General features: G+C 41.2%; 12 protein-coding genes and 1 tRNA gene. 6 read left to right on the forward strand and 7 right to left on the reverse strand.

The features are described from left to right. Nucleotides 1-5: 5 nt before the first annotated feature. The 3 genes from ACQ2HE_RS05865 to ACQ2HE_RS05875 all read left to right on the forward strand — a co-directional run bounded on the left by ACQ2HE_RS05865 (nt 6) and on the right by ACQ2HE_RS05875 (nt 6,287). Nucleotides 6-3,155 carry an efflux RND transporter permease subunit gene (locus tag ACQ2HE_RS05865; protein ID WP_430897470.1) on the forward strand — a complete coding sequence of 1,050 codons (3,150 nt, stop codon included), beginning with the start codon at nt 6-8 and terminating at the stop codon, nt 3,153-3,155. Further along, on the forward strand, nt 3,136-4,563 hold the full coding sequence (locus ACQ2HE_RS05870) for a TolC family protein (protein WP_430897468.1): 1,428 nt from the start codon (nt 3,136-3,138) through the stop codon (nt 4,561-4,563). The genes ACQ2HE_RS05865 and ACQ2HE_RS05870 overlap by 20 nt, the downstream gene beginning before the upstream one ends. A 62-nt stretch (nt 4,564-4,625) precedes the next feature. Further along, a complete protein-coding gene (locus ACQ2HE_RS05875) occupies nt 4,626-6,287 on the forward strand; it encodes a glucoamylase family protein (protein ID WP_430897466.1) in 1,662 nt (553 codons plus the stop codon). Here the strand turns inward: ACQ2HE_RS05875 and ACQ2HE_RS05880 are convergent. The 5 genes from ACQ2HE_RS05880 to ACQ2HE_RS05900 form a co-directional block, all read right to left on the reverse strand. Beyond that, entirely contained in the window at nt 6,265-7,317 is a 1,053-nt protein-coding gene (locus ACQ2HE_RS05880) for a sialidase family protein (protein ID WP_430897464.1), read from the reverse strand. The genes ACQ2HE_RS05875 and ACQ2HE_RS05880 overlap by 23 nt on opposite strands. Nucleotides 7,318-8,100: 783 nt before the next feature. After that, nucleotides 8,101-8,174: transfer RNA gene (locus ACQ2HE_RS05885), tRNA-Arg, on the reverse strand. 70 nt (nt 8,175-8,244) lie between these two features. Next, nucleotides 8,245-10,173 carry a glucosamine-6-phosphate deaminase gene (gene nagB, locus ACQ2HE_RS05890; protein WP_430897462.1) on the reverse strand — a complete coding sequence of 643 codons (1,929 nt, stop codon included), beginning with the start codon at nt 10,171-10,173 and terminating at the stop codon, nt 8,245-8,247. A gap of 11 nt (nt 10,174-10,184) precedes the next feature. Further along, a complete protein-coding gene (locus tag ACQ2HE_RS05895) occupies nt 10,185-11,609 on the reverse strand; it encodes an alpha-L-fucosidase (protein WP_430902426.1) in 1,425 nt (474 codons plus the stop codon). Between the two features lie 75 nt (nt 11,610-11,684). After that, entirely contained in the window at nt 11,685-13,574 is a 1,890-nt protein-coding gene (locus ACQ2HE_RS05900) for a CocE/NonD family hydrolase (protein WP_430897458.1), read from the reverse strand. A gap of 58 nt (nt 13,575-13,632) precedes the next feature. Here ACQ2HE_RS05900 and ACQ2HE_RS05905 point away from each other — a divergent pair, with 58 nt between their 5' ends. Further along, on the forward strand, nt 13,633-14,109 hold the full coding sequence (locus ACQ2HE_RS05905; RefSeq protein WP_430897456.1) for a nuclear transport factor 2 family protein: 477 nt from the start codon (nt 13,633-13,635) through the stop codon (nt 14,107-14,109). Between the two features lie 33 nt (nt 14,110-14,142). Here the strand turns inward: ACQ2HE_RS05905 and ACQ2HE_RS05910 are convergent, their stop codons facing one another. Both ACQ2HE_RS05910 and ACQ2HE_RS05915 read right to left on the reverse strand, forming a co-directional pair. Further along, nucleotides 14,143-15,009, reverse strand: coding sequence for a pirin family protein (locus ACQ2HE_RS05910; RefSeq protein WP_430897454.1), 867 nt, complete (start codon nt 15,007-15,009; stop codon nt 14,143-14,145). A 4-nt stretch (nt 15,010-15,013) separates the two neighbouring features. Beyond that, nucleotides 15,014-15,580, reverse strand: coding sequence for an NADPH-dependent FMN reductase (locus ACQ2HE_RS05915; protein ID WP_430897452.1), 567 nt, complete (start codon nt 15,578-15,580; stop codon nt 15,014-15,016). Between the two features lie 196 nt (nt 15,581-15,776). Between ACQ2HE_RS05915 and ACQ2HE_RS05920 the strand changes: the two genes are divergently transcribed. After that, nucleotides 15,777-16,808, forward strand: a complete 1,032-nt coding sequence (locus tag ACQ2HE_RS05920) for an isoaspartyl peptidase/L-asparaginase family protein (RefSeq protein WP_430897450.1) — start codon at nt 15,777-15,779, stop codon at nt 16,806-16,808. 1 nt (nt 16,809) lies between these two features. Next, nucleotides 16,810-17,529 carry a copper homeostasis protein CutC gene (locus ACQ2HE_RS05925; protein WP_430897448.1) on the forward strand — a complete coding sequence of 240 codons (720 nt, stop codon included), beginning with the start codon at nt 16,810-16,812 and terminating at the stop codon, nt 17,527-17,529. The last annotated feature ends 46 nt before the right edge of the window (nt 17,530-17,575 follow it).

Genomic DNA, 17,575 nt, shown 5'->3' on the forward strand with positions numbered 1-17,575 from the left:
TACAAATGGTCTCTGTTTTTATAAAGCGGCCTGTTCTCTCTATTGTAATATCATTGATCATTACAATGTTGGGATTGCTAGCTTTCTTTCAATTGCCCGTTACACAATTCCCTGAAATTGCGCCTCCTGAAGTAAATGTTACCACTAAATATACCGGAGCTAATGCTGAAACCTGTGTGAAAGCAGTAGTTACGCCTTTAGAAAGAGCCATCAACGGTGTACCCGGAATGAGTTACATGTCTTCGGTTTCCGGAAACGATGGAACCAGCGTAATCCAAATCATCTTTAAAGCCGGAACCGATCCCGATTTAGCCGCAGTAAACGTGCAAAACCGCGTTTCTGCTACATTAGATGAATTACCGGAAGAAGTGATCAAGTCTGGCGTAATTGTTGAAAAAGTACAGAACAGCATGTTGCTGTACGTGAACGTATTGGGTGAAGATTCATCGATGGATGAAAAATTCCTTTACAATTACACCGATATCAACTTGATGCCCGAACTGAAGCGTATTGAGGGTGTGGGATTTGCCGATATTGTTGGGTCACGCGATTATTCGATGCGGATTTGGTTGAATCCACAGAAAATGACTTCTTACAACATCAGTACCGATGATGTTATCAATAGTTTGAAACAACAAAACGTAGAAGCAGCACCTGGTAAGATAGGAGAGAGCTCGGGAAAATCACCACAAGCGCTTCAGTATGTACTAAAGTATACAGGAAAGTTTAATACACCTCAGCAATACGAAGATGTAATTATTAAAAGTGATGCGTCTGGTGCTTTAATTCGATTGAGAGATATCGCCGAGGTTGAATTCGATTCTCAAGAATACGATGTGCTTTCAAAAGAGAATGGTAAGCCCTCAGCTGCAATTATGTTGAAACAACGACCCGGAAGTAATGCCAGTGAGGTAATTGCCAATATCAAAGCTCGGATGGAGGAATTGAAAAAGGAATTTCCATCGGGGATGAAGTATACCATTAGTTATGATGTGTCCTCTTTCTTAGATGCTTCAATTCATGAAGTCGTAAAAACCCTGATTGAAGCGTTTATACTTGTTTCCATTGTGGTGTTTCTTTTCTTGCAAGATTGGCGTTCAACTCTAATTCCTGCCATTGCTGTTCCCGTATCGTTGATCGGTACTTTCTTCTTTATGCAATGGTTAGGATTCTCATTAAACATGATCACACTTTTTGCCTTAGTGTTGGCAATTGGGATTGTGGTAGACAATGCTATCGTGGTAATTGAAGCAGTGCATGCTAAAATGGAACATATAGGATTGAGCCCTGCCGATGCAACCATGGAGGCGATGAAAGAAATGGCCGGCGCCATTATATCCATTACGTTGGTAATGTCGGCTGTGTTTATACCGGTTTCTTTTATGCCAGGTTCGGCGGGAATTTTTTACAAGCAGTTTTCGCTTACCATTGCTTGCTCAATTGTTTTGTCGGGACTTGTAGCATTAACCTTAACTCCTGCCTTGTGTGTCTTAATCTTGAAGCCAATTCATCATTCAAGTGGCAAGAAAAAAGGACTCGCTAGATTCTTCGCTGGGTTTAATAATTGGTACAATGGATTGCAAGAGGGTTATAAAAAATGGATTTCGGTTTTGGCAGGCAGACGTGCTATTACCATAATTGCCATTGTTTCATTTAGCGCGTTTACCGGCATATTAGGTTCTATTGTACCGGGAGGGTTTATACCGAATGAAGATCAGGCTACCATTTATGCCGCCATTACAACACCCTCTGGTGCTACCCTAGAACGTACAGAGAAAGTGGTAGATGAGGTGCAGCGAATTGCCAGTGAACTTCCGGAAGTAGAAACAGTGTCTTCTTTGGCAGGCTTCAATGTATTGTCAGACGGTACAGGAGCTTCCTATGGTATGAATTTGATCTCGCTTAAAAAATGGGAAGATCGGGAAATGACCGACAAAGAGATCATAGAATTATTGAAGAAAAAAACTTCTACCATTAGAGATGCAACAATTGAGTTTTTTACACCCCCACCTGTTCCAGGATTCGGCAACGCCAGTGGGTTTGAGTTAAGACTACTTGATAAAACGGGTAAGGGCGATTTAAAGTTGTTGGAGAAAACTGCAAAGGATTTCGCAGCCATATTGAATACAAAAGAACAGTTGAGCAACGCTTTCACCACTTTCGATGCCAGCTTCCCGCAGTATATGGTAAAAATTGACTATCCTAAAGCTGCTCAGAAAGGAGTAGTAGTAGCAGACATCCTCAATACACTTCAAACCTATTTGGGTAGTGAGTACGCTACTAACTTTATTCGTTTCGGTCAAATGTACCGGGTAATGGTGCAAGCATTACCTCAGTTCAGAGCGAAACCTGAAGATATTATGAATTTATTTGTGAAGAATAATAACGGAGAGATGGTTCCGGTATCTGCTTTTCTTTCTATAGAACGAATATACGGGCCTGAAGTAATTACTCGATACAATATGTATCCTTCTGCGATGTTGAACGGTGAACAAGCAAAAGGTTATAGTAGTGGTCAAGCTATTGATGCAGTTAAGCAAGAGGCCGCAAAGTCGCTTCCCAAGGGGTTTTCATACGATTGGGCGGGTTCTTCGCGTGATCAGGCTTTGGCGGGTAATGAAGCTATTTTCATTTTCTTAGTTTGCTTGTTGTTTGTATACCTTCTTTTGTCGGCCCAATATGAAAGCTTCTTATTGCCGCTCCCGGTGATTTTGTCATTGCCCACGGGAATCTTCGGTGCCTTTGCTTTCTTATGGATGTTCGGGTTAGAGAACAACATTTATGCACAGGTTGCATTGATTATGTTAATTGGTTTGCTTGGTAAGAACGCCATCCTAATAGTTGAATTTGCAGCACTGAAACAAAAAGAAGGATACCCGCCACTCCAAGCGGCTATTGAAGGTGCTGTGAGCAGATTACGTCCAATTTTAATGACATCTTTTGCATTTATTGCCGGTTTGATGCCTTTGTTATTTGCATCTGGGGCAGGTGCTATTGGAAATAAAACAATTGGAGCAACCGCTGCCGGAGGAATGCTCCTTGGTACCATCTTGGGTGTTCTTGTTATACCCGGATTGTACGTTCTGTTTGCAAAAAAATCAACTCAGCCTGAAACTTTTAATAGAAATGAAGAACATGAAATTAACAATGTTTAAAATAAGTGTTATCGTAATAATGTGTTTCGGACTGTCGTGTAAGTTGCCCTCAATAACACAGCAGCAAGAGGGAACGCAAGTGCCCGGAACCTACGAAGTAAAGCAGTCAGATACATTGCAGGTAAGTTCTTTTTTCAAACAATTTTACACGAGTAATAATCTGTTGAATTTGATTGATACAGTTATTGCTCGAAATCCTGATAGATCTATTGCCATGCAACGGATCGAATGGATGAATGCACAATTTGTAAAAGATCGCGCCGCACTTTCCCCTTCTGTTCAAGCAATGTTACAATCATCCGTAAAGCGATTTGGTTTGTATACAATGGATGGAGCCGGTAATATAGTAACCGAAATGGAACCCGGAAAGCTCATTCCAAGAAACCTACCTGATTATAACATTGCCTTACAATCTAGTTGGGAGGCGGATATGTGGGGCAAATTGAAGAGTAGAAAGAAAGCTTCTTATACGCGTTATTTGGCTTCTCAAACAGGCGTTCAGCTTGTTAATACTTCTTTGGTAGCACAAACCGCCGCTTCTTTTTATGAGCTAATGGGAATTGATGAAATGATCAAGTACCTCGATGCAACCATTGAATTGCAAACTCAAGTGATAGATGTGGTGGAAACACAGAAAGCAGCCACCATGGTTACTGAATTAGCGGTTCAACAGTTCAAAGCGCAGTTGCTGGCTTTGCAGGCCATGCGCATTGAATTAAAACAAAAAGGATTTGAAATAGAAACCAGGATCAATGATCTGGCCGGTAGACCATATCAACCTATTCTTCGTGATACCAACTTTTTTGATCCTAGCATTACTAGCAAGCTGCATCTCGGTATTCCAAGCCAGCTCATAACAAGGAGACCTGATATTCGAATGGCTGAACAGGAATGGATGGCCGCAGGGTTCGATTTAACTGCTGCTAGGGCTGCTTTCTTTCCATCTTTAACTGTAAATGCCGCGCTGGGATTACAAGCATATAGAACCGGATTGTGGATACAGTCGCCGGAATCACTTGCGTTTTCTGTAGTGGCTTCTCTAACGCAACCCATTTGGAACAGGGGCGCCTTGCGTGCTCAGTTTAAAATGATGGACGTTAACAGAAATCAGGCTTTCATTAGTTTAAAGCAAGTAGTGAATAAAGCGTACAATGAAGTGAATAATGAATGGTTTCAACAGTTGAAACTGAAAGAGCTGGTTGATTTGAAGCGACAACAAAATACGTATACCACTAATGCCGTAACGGTGTCCAAAGACCTTTTTAGAACAGGCCGCGCTACCTACCTCGAAGTGTTGATATCTCAACAGCAATCCATGCAAGTTCGTATGGAATTGATTGAAGCAAGAAAAAAGCAACTAAACAGTATGGTTATGTTATACCGTGCTTTGGGTGGTGGAATTGAATAGAGTTTATATTAGATAAAACAAAATGCTTTAAATGAGTTGTAAATAGATAATTTGGACTTCTAATGAAGCCCTATCTATTTGCAACTTTATTTTTAGTTATTCTTGCTTGTGGAAAAAAGTCAAGCAATCCTCCTTTTACACCCTTGCCTTTGAATTTCGACCAACTCGGTTGGACAGTGGGGGATAATGCCAATTTAGTAGAAAACGATGGTGTTACTCCTGATGTTACAGTAAAAGTTAGATTCCAAGCGCCCATAGATCGTTCTTCCGTAACCGCAGCTATCGACTTTAAGGACGCTTCAGGTATCGCTGTTCCGTTCAATACATCTTTTGAAAAAGATGATTCGATTGTAGTAGTAAAGCCCAATTCTGATTTGCCTTCGCTAACACGCTACACCATTACCGTTAAACCTACATTGAAATCGAAAGAAGGAGGACAGTTGAGGAATACAATCAGCTTTAATCTTCTAACACAGATAGATACCCGCCCCAAATTCCCAACGGTAAGTGATGATGAATTAGTTGAGATCGTTCAAAAGCAAACTTTCAAATATTTTTGGGATTTCGGCCATCCGGTGTCAGGGCTTTCCAGAGAGCGAAACAATTCTGGCGACTTGGTTACCTCCGGTGGTTCAGGTTTTGGAGTTATGGCTATTGTTACCGGAATTCATAGAAATTTTATTGGACGAACCGAAGGTCTAGAGCGCATTCAGAAAATGACAAACTTTTTGAAGAATATTGCTAAGCGCTACCATGGGGCCTACCCACATTGGTTGAATGGCGCAACCGGCGCAACGATTCCATTTAGCTCAAAAGATGATGGTGCCGATTTAGTAGAAACATCTTATCTCGTAATGGGACTGCTAACTGCTCGCCAGTATTTCAATGGTTCAAACGTCGCTGAAACTGCTTTGAGAGATAGCATTAATGCCCTAGTTGACGATGTGGAATGGAGTTGGTTTCGAAAGAACAATGAAAACCTCTTGTATTGGCATTGGAGTCCCAATTTTGGTTGGGATATGAACTTACCAATTCGAGGCTGGAACGAATGTTTGATTACTTATGTTTTGGCAGCCTCGTCTAATAAATATGGCATACCCAAATTAGTTTATGATAATGGATGGGCTCAAAACGGAAACATGCGCAATAACAATCAATACTACGGTTATACATTGCCTGTAGGAAGTGCATTTGGTGGCCCGTTGTTCTTTTCACATTATTCTTTTTTAGGGATCAATCCAAATGGTTTAACGGATGCCTATGCTAACTATAAAGATCAAGTTACAAATCACACTAAAATAAATTATGAATATTGTAAAGCCAATCCTAAACAGTTTTATGGTTATAGCGCCTCTTGTTGGGGACTTACGGCCAGCGATATTCCCGGTGGGTATGCGGCCAGTTCACCAACGAATGATATCGGTGTAATTGCTCCTACTGCAGCACTTTCTTCCTTTCCATACACACCAACCGAATCTATGGCTGCTTTAAAATTCTTCTACTATACCTTAGGTGACAAATTATTCAAAGAGTACGGGTTTGTGGATGCTTTTGCACTTAAAAACCCTTGGTTTGCGAATTCTTTTCTAGCAATTGATCAAGGCCCAATATTGATCATGATTGAAAATCATCGTTCCGGACTGCTTTGGAATCTTTTTACTTCTTGTTCTGAAGTAAAAACCGGAATGAAAGGGCTTGGCTTTACTGCGCCTTGGTTAAATTAGCCAAGTCTTGTAATGTAAAGACCACATATTTTATTCTTTTTCGCTTCCAAGTATAGCTAATGTGCACTTTGCCATCAGTGCTTTGAATTATATAGGGATAGGAGAATTCGGCACCAACTTCATTCTCTAGTGTTGAAATCGGAATCCATTTTTTTCCGTCGTTCGAAATTGCCAGGTTCAAAGGGGAGCGAGGACCAATCCCTTCCTTGCTGGAGGGATCCGGTTTTACATTGTTATAAACTAACAAATGTCGACCATCTTTGAGTGTGATGGCTGCAATGCCTGAATTGTTGTTGATCATCTCAGTTTGCTTTAGCGGCGTCCAAGTTTTCCCTTTGTCATAGCTCCAAGTTTCATTCAAGGTTCCATTTTGGCTTCTGCATAGGGCTTGTAATCCGTTTTTATGGATCAATACGGCGGGTTGAATACCTGTGATTGGTGTTGCATTGTTTAGATCAGGACCTTTACTCCAAGTTTTACCCCAATTCGATGTAAATTCAAAATGCACTTTCCATCCCCCTTTTTCGGTTGAGGAAGGACAGATCAATTGATTGTTTGCCAGAATGGGTTGATTTCTAATTGGCCCCAAGAATCCTTCCGGCAGCGCTTCAGGTTTTGACCAAGTTCTTCCACCGTCTTTGGAGCGTTTCATCCATCCTGTCCATCCTTGCACATAAGGGCCAATTTTATAGAATAAGAGCAGCTCCTTTTGAGGTGTATAGAAGAGAACAGGGTTGTAGCAGGCATACCGAATTGAGTCGTTTATCCAACCATCCGCAATTACTTCGGGTTTGCTCCAGGTTCCGTTTTTAAATCGAGACAAGTAGATGTTGACTTCTTTGTGCCCTTCATATTCGCCTCCAAACCAGGCAATTAGAAGCTCATTTCCACACTCTACAATGGTTGAGGCGTGGCAGGAGCGGATACTAGAATCGGTATAGATGTATTGTTGAACACTTGATTGTGAGTGTCCGTTGTAATTTAGAAGGAGTGCAGCTGCCACAAACAAAAAGGAGAAAATATGCTTCATCTCCAATTATAAGTAATTGTCAGAATTTTTTACTTATTATCATTTTTAAGAAGTGAAGCCGATCAGGGGTCAGTTGAACGCAATTGTAGGATATTTTTCCGGGTAAGGTTCGAGTTTTGCGAGTTCGCAATCCACAAACGGGCCATTCAAAATGAATTGGTATTTAACAAGCTCTACGGCAGCAAAAAGAAAAGGCCTCCAAACAAGTTGTAGGCTTTTCGTGATCCCGTCAGGATTCAAACCTGAAACCTTCCCGCCTTAGGCGGGATGCTCCTATTCAGTTGAGCTACGGCAACAAAAAGAAAAAGCCTCCAAACCAGTTGGAGGCTTTTCGTGATCCCGTCAGGATTCAAACCTGAAACCTTCCCGCTTTAGGCGGGATGCTCCTGTTCGTTGAGCTACGGCAACAAAAAGAAAAAGCCTCCAAACCAGTTGGAGGCTTTTCGTGATCCCGTCAGGATTCAAACCTGAAACCTTCCCGCCTTAGGCGGGATGCTCCTATTCGTTGAGCTACGGCAACAAAAAGAAAAAGCCTCCAAACAAGTTGGAGGCTTTTCGTGATCCCGTCAGGATTCAAACCTGAAACCTTCCCGCCTTAGGCGGGATGCTCCTATTCAGTTGAGCTACGGCAACAAAAAGAAAAAGCCTCCAAACAAGTTGGAGGCTTTTCGTGATCCCGTCAGGATTCAAACCTGAAACCTTCCCGCCTCAGGCGGGATGCTCTTATTCAGTTGAGCTACGGCAACAAAAAGAAAAAGCCTCCAAACAAGTTGGAGGCTTTCGTGATCCCGTCAGGATTCAAACCTGAAACCTTCTGATCCGTAGTCAGATGCTCTATTCAGTTGAGCTACGGGACCTTTTCCCCTTTCGGGGGTGCAAATATAGGACTAATCCCCCGAAAAGAAAAAAATATTCATAAAAAAGTTCCTAGTAGTGCCATCTCACAAATGCTTCCATAGCAGCATATTGCGTCAATCCTAGCTTTCCATATAAATCAGCGGTTCCGGCGTTTCTTTCCTCAGCACGTTGCCAGAATTCTCTAGAGTCACTTCCTTGGAAGGGAACCATGTCTTTCTGAGATTGATGGATAAAGATTCCAAAACGTTTTTTCATCACTTGTTCCGGACTCATAGGAATGGCCATTTCAATTTCGCTGATGTCCCATTCTTGCCAAGCACCTTTGTAAAGCCATAACCAGCAGTCTTTGATCCACTCATCACCGGCTTCTTTTATTCGTCTCAATGCTTCAAGCACCACGTTGAAACAAACGATGTGCGTTCCGTGGGGGTCTGCAAAGTCGCCGGCGCAATAAACCTGATGTGGTTTCAGCTTGCGGAGCAAGGCTACTGTAATCACCACATCTTCTTCTCCCATCGGGTTCTTTTCGATAGTGCCGGTTTCGTAGAAAGGAAGATTTTGATAGTGGATGTTCTCATCTTTGATGCCAACATAACGACAAGTGGCTTTCGCCTCGCATCGTCTTATCAATCCTTTTACTGCTCTTATTTCCTTGGTATCTACTTCATTCGATTTTTTCTGTCTTAAATAACTTCTGGCTTCATCCAATATCTCTTTCGACTTGCTCGTATCCATTTTGAACATTTCTTCAAAACCAACGGCAAAATCCATAAAGCGGGTTACGAATTCATCAGTAACGGCAATATTTCCGCTGGTTTGATAAGCAACATGTACGTCATGTCCTTGGTCGTGCAATCTTTGGAATGTTCCTCCCATCGAAATGATATCATCATCGGGGTGAGGAGAGAAAATAACGCAAGTTTTTGGATAGGGTGTGCTGCGTTCAGGATGCTTTGGTAAATGAACATTGGGTTTACCACCGGGCCATCCTGTGATGCTGTCACGCATCATATAGTACACCTGCAAATTGATTTCGTAGGCATCACCTTTTTCAACCAATAAATCTCCCAAGCCATGGTCACGATAATCGTTGTTAGTGAGGTTTAATAATGGTTTACCGGTTTTCAAACTCAAATGAACAACCGCTTTGCGAATCATTTTCGGTGTCCATTCGCATTCTCCGGTTAACCAAGGCGATTTAAAACGGGTGAGTTCAGAAGCCGCCATTTCTTCTAAAACAAACACTGTATTATCGTGCTGTTGTAATAAAGATGCCGGGATGTGTTCAGTTACATGCCCTTCAACAGCATGCTGTACTACAGGGGCTTTACCTTGACCCCATGCCATCAGCATAATTTTTTTCGCTTGCATGATGGTTCGAATGCCCATGGTAATGGCCAATCGAGGTACTTGAGAAATATTCGCGAACTCATAAGAATTGGCTAATCGAGTAGAATTATCGAGTGTTACCAATCGAGTTCTAGAATTAATACTGGAACCTGGTTCATTGAAACCGATATGTCCATTATTGCCAATTCCAAGAATTTGAAGATCAATTCCCCCTGCTGCTTCAATCTCTGCCTCGTATTTTACACAGTATTCCTTAACGTCTTCTTTCTTTATTTCTCCGTTTGGAATATGAATGTTAGCCGGATCAATGTCTACATGATTGAAGAGGTTCACCTTCATAAATCGGTTGTAGCTTTGAAGCGCGTCATTGTCCAACGGATAATACTCATCCAAGTTAAAAGTGACAACGTTCTTAAAACTTAGACCTTCTTCTTTGTGGAGTCGAACTAATTCTGCATACAAGTATTTCGGAGAAGAACCGGTTGCTAGGCCTAACACACAAGTTTTGCCGGCTGCTTGTTTCTCTTTGATCAGCTTTGCAATTTCTTGAGCAATAAAAGCCGATCCTTCTTTAATAGACCCGTAAATTTTTACAGGTATCCGTTCAAATGAGTCAGTTAAATCAATGTCGAAGGTTGTTTTGGGCATATCGTTGACGTTTACTTAATGGTGAATCCCCAAGCAGGCTGGCCACTTGTGGCTTGTTGAATAGCAGCAGGAACTGTAATTACTAAATCTGTTCCTTTTTGTTCCCATTTCAAATTTTTGGGAGTCCCGAAGATAGCTATTTTTGAGCCTTTTTTGATGGAAAAATTCTTTAATATGACAGACGTAGGTAATTGGTTCGTTTTCTCATCCGCTAAATAGTAAGCATAGGTTGTGGAACCGTCTTTGCTTTGTGTAAAGAATACATTTTCGATCGAATAGGGGGCCATCGGTTTCGAATTGTAAATTCCCTCACTATTTACTTTCATCCATTTTCCGATATCTTCTAAACGTTTATACGCAATAGGATCAAAATCGCCGTCGGGGCCGGGGCCAATATTCAACAAAAAGTTACCACCTCTTGAAACAATTTTTACCAAAAGATGTACCAATTGACGAGAACTTTTGTATTCATCATTCGGCACAAAGCTCCAAGAATTACCCATGGTCATACAAGTTTCCCAAGGATAGTCGAGTGGTTTGTTAGGTACTTCTTGTTCAGGAGTGGTGTAGTTCTCATAAGGACCCGTTACGGTTCTATCAACAATAATCAAACCCGGTTGGTGCGATCTTGCCATAGTGGCAATTCTTGGCATGTTCAAGTCTTGATCGTCTTTGATGCCTTTCTGCCATTCAATGTTTCTATCAACAGTGCTTAAAGGTCTTACCCAACCACCATCTAACCAAAGAATGTCCATTTTACCGTAATCGCTCATCAATTCTTCAATTTGATTGTAAGTGAAGTCTTGAAATGCCTTCCAGCGTTCAGGGTATTTTTTGGGATCGTAGTTTACATTTCTGTCTTTAGGTGGAAAATAAGGCCACCAATAATTTTCATTGTGCCAGTCAGGTTTAGAAAAATAAGTTCCTGTAAAGAAACCTCGTTCTCTAAATGCATTGAAAACTTCTTTGGCAACATTACTTCGTGGGTTAGACGAAAATGGACTGCTTTTATCAGTTATTTTATAATTGGTTTGTTTAGTATCGAACATACAAAAGCCATCATGATGTTTTGTTGTGAACACCACGTATTTCATGCCTGCAGCTTTGGCCGCATCCGCCCATTTTTCAGGATTGAAATTTTTAGGATTGAATGTTTTTTGCAAGCCTTCGTAGGCGTTTTTATAATCAAACCAATTAGGAGCATAAGGGCCTCGGCGTACTGTCCAACCCTCATCTTCCGGGCATAAACTCCAACTTTCAACAATGCCCCACTGACTATAGGTACCCCAGTGCATAAAGAGACCAAATTTTAAATCCTGCCACTGAGATAACTTTCTTAATACGGCTGTATCGGTTGGCGCCACATAAGCGTGTTGCGCTTGTACAGAAATTGTGAGTGTAAATAAACTCAATAAGCTTGCAAAAATGATACGCATAGAGTTTGTATTTAAATAAAAGGAGTTCAAAAATACTTGAACTCCTTTTAAAACTTTCTGGATATGAATTAATAATTATTTTATTAAGGGAAGTACAATGGAGCTGCTATTGGCTGCATCATGATGTATTCGGATGGTTGCTTTTTGAAAGTCGCTTGGCTGAGCTTCGTAAATATTTACAAATTTCTGCGGATTACGATCGGCCAAAGGAAACCAACTGCTTTGAATTTGAATCATGAAGCGATGACCTTTTTTGAAAGTATGAGCAATATCGGGCAATTCAAATTTCACTCTCTCTACTTTTCCGGGTTTGAATGGAACCGGTGTTTCAAAACTATTGCGAAATTTCCCGCGCATGATTTCTCCTCTTACTAACATTTGATAGCCCGTCATGGGGTAATCACCTTCAGCATTTCTTCCGGATACCACTTTTTTTCCCTCGTAGCTAAAATCATCGGGAAATACATCGATCACTTTTACTACAAAATCGGCATCGGTGGTTGAAATACTGGTCAATAGATCAGCAATTACCGTTCCTGCAACGGTCATGTCCTCAGTTAAAACGGGAGTTTGAAAGCTGAGCACATCGGTTCTTCTATAGGCAAATCGTTGATCATCGGTCATGTATTGTCGGGTTCTATCTAAGTGAACATCTTCTGTATAAGGTACGGGTCTGTTTGGGTCACTTACGTACTCAGTGAATGAATTCGTTCCACTTGGTTTTTCTGAACTCAATCCGCCATTTGCTTGAAGATAAAAAGCCTGTTCTTGTTTTTCAGCAGGAGGCCACTGGTTGAATTCTTTCCATTGATTAGTACCCGTAAAAAAAATCGTTGCTTCAGCCTGTTTCGAGATGTCTCCTTTTCCTTTTAAATGGTAGTTGAAATATGGAATTTCAATATGGTTTTGATACCATTCAGCAGTATTTGAACCAAATTCTACATTTCCTAGAGAACTACCATCCCTAGAAGCCCATTGCCCATGGTACCAAGGACCCATCACCAACTTATTATCATTCTTTGCTTTTTTCTCAAAAGCCTCATACATGCGCCAAGCACCGAAACAGTCTTCAGCATCGAACAAACCACCTACTACCATGGTAGCTGTTGAATTGGAAACCTGATCTGCAAAGTTCCTTGGGTTTCGAGCTTTCCAGAAAGCATCATAGGTAGGATGAGTATACAGATCTTTCCAAAATGCAATACTATCACCCATAAGTGTTGCTAAGTTTTTCAAAGTACCAACGTTCAGATAAAATTGATATGCATCTTTTGTAGGAAATTGAAAGCTTGAGGGGCCAACAGTGGTTGGTTTAGGGCGAGGCTTGCCGAATCCTGAATAGAAAGCAAATCCGTCCATTGGAAAGAATGCACCATTGTGGTGAAAATCATCACCAATAAACCAATCGGTTACCGGAGCTTGCGGACTTACCGCTTTCAATGCAGGATGTTTACTAAGTGCAGCCATCGTTGAATAAAACCCGGGATAAGAAATGCCAAATATTCCAACGCGCTCATTGTTATTAGGAATATTTTTGATCAACCAATCAATGGCATCATAGGTATCACTGGCTTCATCCGTTTCATTGGTTCCATTTTTGGCAGGATTGAAAGGACGAACATCCACAAAGTTTCCTTCACTCATCCATCGCCCCCTTACGTCTTGTAATACAATTATGTAACCCTCTCTCATGTAATACCGCCAATGATTGTTCCAGAACGGCCGCCAATTGTTTTCGCCATAAGGAGCGCAAGAATAAGGTGTTCTGCTCATCAAAATCGGGTGCTTTTCAGTTGCGTCCTTAGGTATATATACCGACGTGAACAACTTCACCCCATCTCTCATTGGGATATAGAGTTCTTTCTTGATATAGTTGTCTCTTATCCATGCCGAATCTTGTGAGTTTTGAGCCAATAGTGAAAGCCCACAAGCAAGGCCAATCAATAGACTGAGTATTTTTTTCATTTTTCTAATATTTCAGCTTTAAATTTACTGCATTACTAAGTCAAGAAAATAACTAGTTATGAACCGAGGTGTGGAAACCATGCAATCGTTTTACGAAGCATTTCAAAAGAAAGATATCAAAGCGATGCAAGCTTTGTACAGTGACTCCATTGTGTTTTCAGATCCAGCATTTGGACTCCTCGAAGGAAATGAAGTGAAAGCCATGTGGGCGATGTTATTGGAATCAGGTAAAGATTTGAAAATAGAATTTCGAAATATTAAGGCCGTAGATGAAGAATATGTAACAGGTGAGTGGACTGCTTACTATACGTTCTCTAAAACAGGTAACAAGGTTGTAAATCATATCAAATCATTCATGCGAGTTCATGAAGGAAAAATAATTGAACATTCTGATGCGTTCCGATTAAGCACATGGGCCGCACAAGCCCTCGGTTTCAAAGGTTGGTTGTTTGGCTGGACAAACTTCCTAAAACGCTCGGTTCAAAAGCAAGCCCGACAATCGTTACAGCGATACATGGAGAAAAATAATTTATAAGAAAAGGCCGCCTCATTATGAGGCGGCTTTTCTTTAGTCTTCTAAGACCCCGAATTTCCCGGCATTTACATCCTTGAATGCTTGTTCCAATTCATCCCAGGTATTCATTACAAAAGGACCATATTGAGCAATAGGTTCATTGATGGGTTCTCCGGAGAGAATGAGCACCACTGCATTTGACAAAGCTTTTAATTCAATGTTGGTTCCATCGTTGTCAAACAGTACAAAATGATCCGTTGAAACTTTAGTTCCTTGAACTTCTATTTCACCTTCCACTACTAAAAAGCCGGTATTGAAATGTTGAGGTAGCTCAAAGTTTACGGTTGTTTGTTCTTTTAATCTTGCATTGAATACATTCATTGGTGTGAAGGTAAATGCAGCCCCCTTAGTTCCTTTGAATTCACCTGCAATCAACTCCATAACGCTGCCTTGATCGTCTAATTTTACTGAAGGAATCGATGCTTTGGTAAGTTCTTGATATTTAGGAGCGCTCATTTTGTCTTTTGCAGGAAGATTTACCCAAAGCTGTACCATTTGAAAAGGACCACCTTGTTGTGAATAGGTTTTCTCATGATATTCTTTGTGTAGCAAACCACTGGCAGCTGTCATCCACTGAACATCGCCTTCGCCAATTACGCCGCTGTTGCCTGCACTATCGTGGTGTGCAATTCGTCCATGATAGGCAATGGTCACTGTTTCGAAACCACGATGAGGATGTACTCCTACACCGCGTGGTGTTTCGGAGGCACTAAAGTCGATTTTGGAATTATAGTCCATCAATAAAAATGGACTCATCCGCTTTTTATCGATGTAGTTGTTCGGAAAAAAGTTGTGTACTCTAAAACCGTCGCCCACCATATGTGGAGGGGGAGGGGTCAATATAAATTGAATAGATCTCATGGTATTAATTTTTGAATGTTGGAATCAATTCGGGATGCAGGCTTTCTGCCAACCACAAAAATTCCTGTGTAAAATTATGAATTGCGTTTTCAAAACTAGGTTCTGTCAATTCTCCGCTTTCATTGAACTTTTTATCAACCTGCGGAACAATCAACATGTAGGGTGATGCTATTCCAAACAATGCGGGTACCAATTGAAGCAATTGTTGAGAAGCTCGTATGCCTCCCATGGCGCCGGGTGAAGCGGTAACAATTCCAAAGGCCTTATGATGTTGTTTTGGGAAATGATCCAACAAGTTCTTCATCGCTGGAGAATAACTTCCATTGTATTCCGGAGTTACCAAAATAAAGGCGTCGGTTGCAAACATGATGCTTGCTAAAGTTCGAAAAGAAGCGGGGGTCTTTTCAACGCTCGAAAAAACGGTTTCTACCGGTGGCAGCGGATAATCTCTTACTTCAATCATATTAACTGTATGATTAGTAGTGTTTTGTAAAAGATTTTGCAAATAAATGGCCACCCTTTTTGTGATGCTTTTTTCTCTTGGGCTGCCTGATATAATGGTTATGTTCATATATTAATGTTTAAACATCAAAATTAAACGATTCACTTGGTTTTTCCCATTATCTTATGTTAAGAAAGCGCCAATCTTACTTCGGAGGGGAGTTGATAACGTTAAAGAATAAACGAATAATCTTTTCTTCTTTGTCATTTTTACTGAACAAATGATCAATGAATAAGTTAACTTCGACTGCGATAAAATTTCACTTATGTTCAACAGGAGAAAATTTGTAGAAGCCTCATTTTTAAGTTCTTTAGGAACTTTTATCAATCCGTTCAAAACTTCTTCAGAAGAGGAGTTTATTCCACCTGTTCTTGGAAAGCCGGTGGTATTGTCTACTTGGGATACAGGAATTGCAGCCAACAAAGGTGCATGGGAAGTATTGGGCAAAGGTGGGAGAGCGCTCGATGCCGTAGAAGCAGGTGTGATGGTTACAGAGTCTTCTCAAAACTGTTGTGTAGGATTGGGAGCGAATCCTGATAGGGATGGATTTGTTACCCTAGATGCTTGTATTATGGATGAATTTTCAAATTGTGGCAGTGTAGCCTTTCTTGAACGAATCAAACATCCAATTTCTGTAGCCCGCAGAGTGATGGAAAAAACGCCCCACGTAATGTTGGTAGGTTCGGGTGCGCAACAATTTGCAGTAGCGGAAGGTTTTCCACTTGAAAAGCAAGAACTGAGCCCGGAAGCCAAACAAGCATACGAAAACTGGCTCAAAAAATCGGAATACAAACCCGTTGTAAACATTGAGAATACAAAATCACACGGACCTTTTGCACCTCAATACTTAGAAAACGGAGAATTGAACCACGACACAATCGGTATGATTGCCATGGACGCGAAAGGCAATTTAAGCGGCAGCTGCACTACCAGTGGAATGGGCTTCAAAATGAGAGGTCGTTTGGGCGATTCACCCATTATTGGTGCCGGTTTGTTTGTAGACAATGAAGTAGGTGCTGCAACAGCTACCGGTCAAGGTGAAGATGTTATTCGAATTGCGGGATCACATACGGTTGTTGAATTGATGCGTCAGGGATTGTCGCCCGAACAAGCTTGTAAAAAGGCAGTGGAACGTATTCTCCGAATCAAGAAGGATAAAGCAAAAGAAATCCAAATTGGATTCATCGCTATCAAAAAGAACGGAGAGTACGGCGGTTATGCTTTGCAAAAGGGTTTTTCTTTTGCGGTTAAAACTGGAAATGTAGAGAAATTAGTACAAGCAAAAAGTTTGATTTAATATGTTAGGACTTGAGATTTGTGCCTTTAGTGTATCCTCCTGCGTTATTGCGCAAGAGCAAGGCGCTGTTCGTGCCGAATTATGCGATAATCCTGTAGACGGTGGCACTACGCCTTCCTATGGCGCTATTAAGAAGGCTCGCGAATTGGTTTCCATCCAATTGTTCCCGATTATTCGACCTCGTGGGGGAAATTATTTCTATTCTGAAATAGAATTTGAAATGATGAAGGCCGATATTTTAATGTGCAAAGATCTTGGCTGTGATGGTATTTCAGTGGGTGTGCAAACACAGTCGGGTGCTATAGATTCCGAGCGTATGAAACGAATTGTAGAGTGGGCTTACCCCATGGGTGTTACTTGTAATCGTGTTTTTGATGCTGCCCCCAACATGCAGGAAGCGTTGGAGTCCATAATCAATTGTGGATGCGAACGGGTTTTAACCAGTGGCCAAATGAGCGCTGCCCCCGATGCCATTTCAATTCTAAGTGATCTAGTAAAGCAAGCCGACGGGCGCATCAGTATCATGCCCGGAGCCGGTGTACGTTCCTCGAATATTGCAGCACTGGCATCAACAGGTGCAACCGAATTCCACACATCTGCAAGGAAGGTGATTCCTAACAATGTGGCTCATCAGAATCCAAATATTTTGGATATTGGTACGGTGGTAGAAACCGATGCAGAAGAAGTTGCCAAGATTATATCCATTCTAAAATCGTTATAAAAAAAAGGATCGGTATTATCCGATCCTTTTCTCTTTTATTGTTTCC

It is taken from the genome of Endoryza foliicola (assembly GCF_050589245.1).
Taxonomy (GTDB): Bacteria; Bacteroidota; Bacteroidia; order Chitinophagales; family Chitinophagaceae; genus Endoryza; species Endoryza foliicola.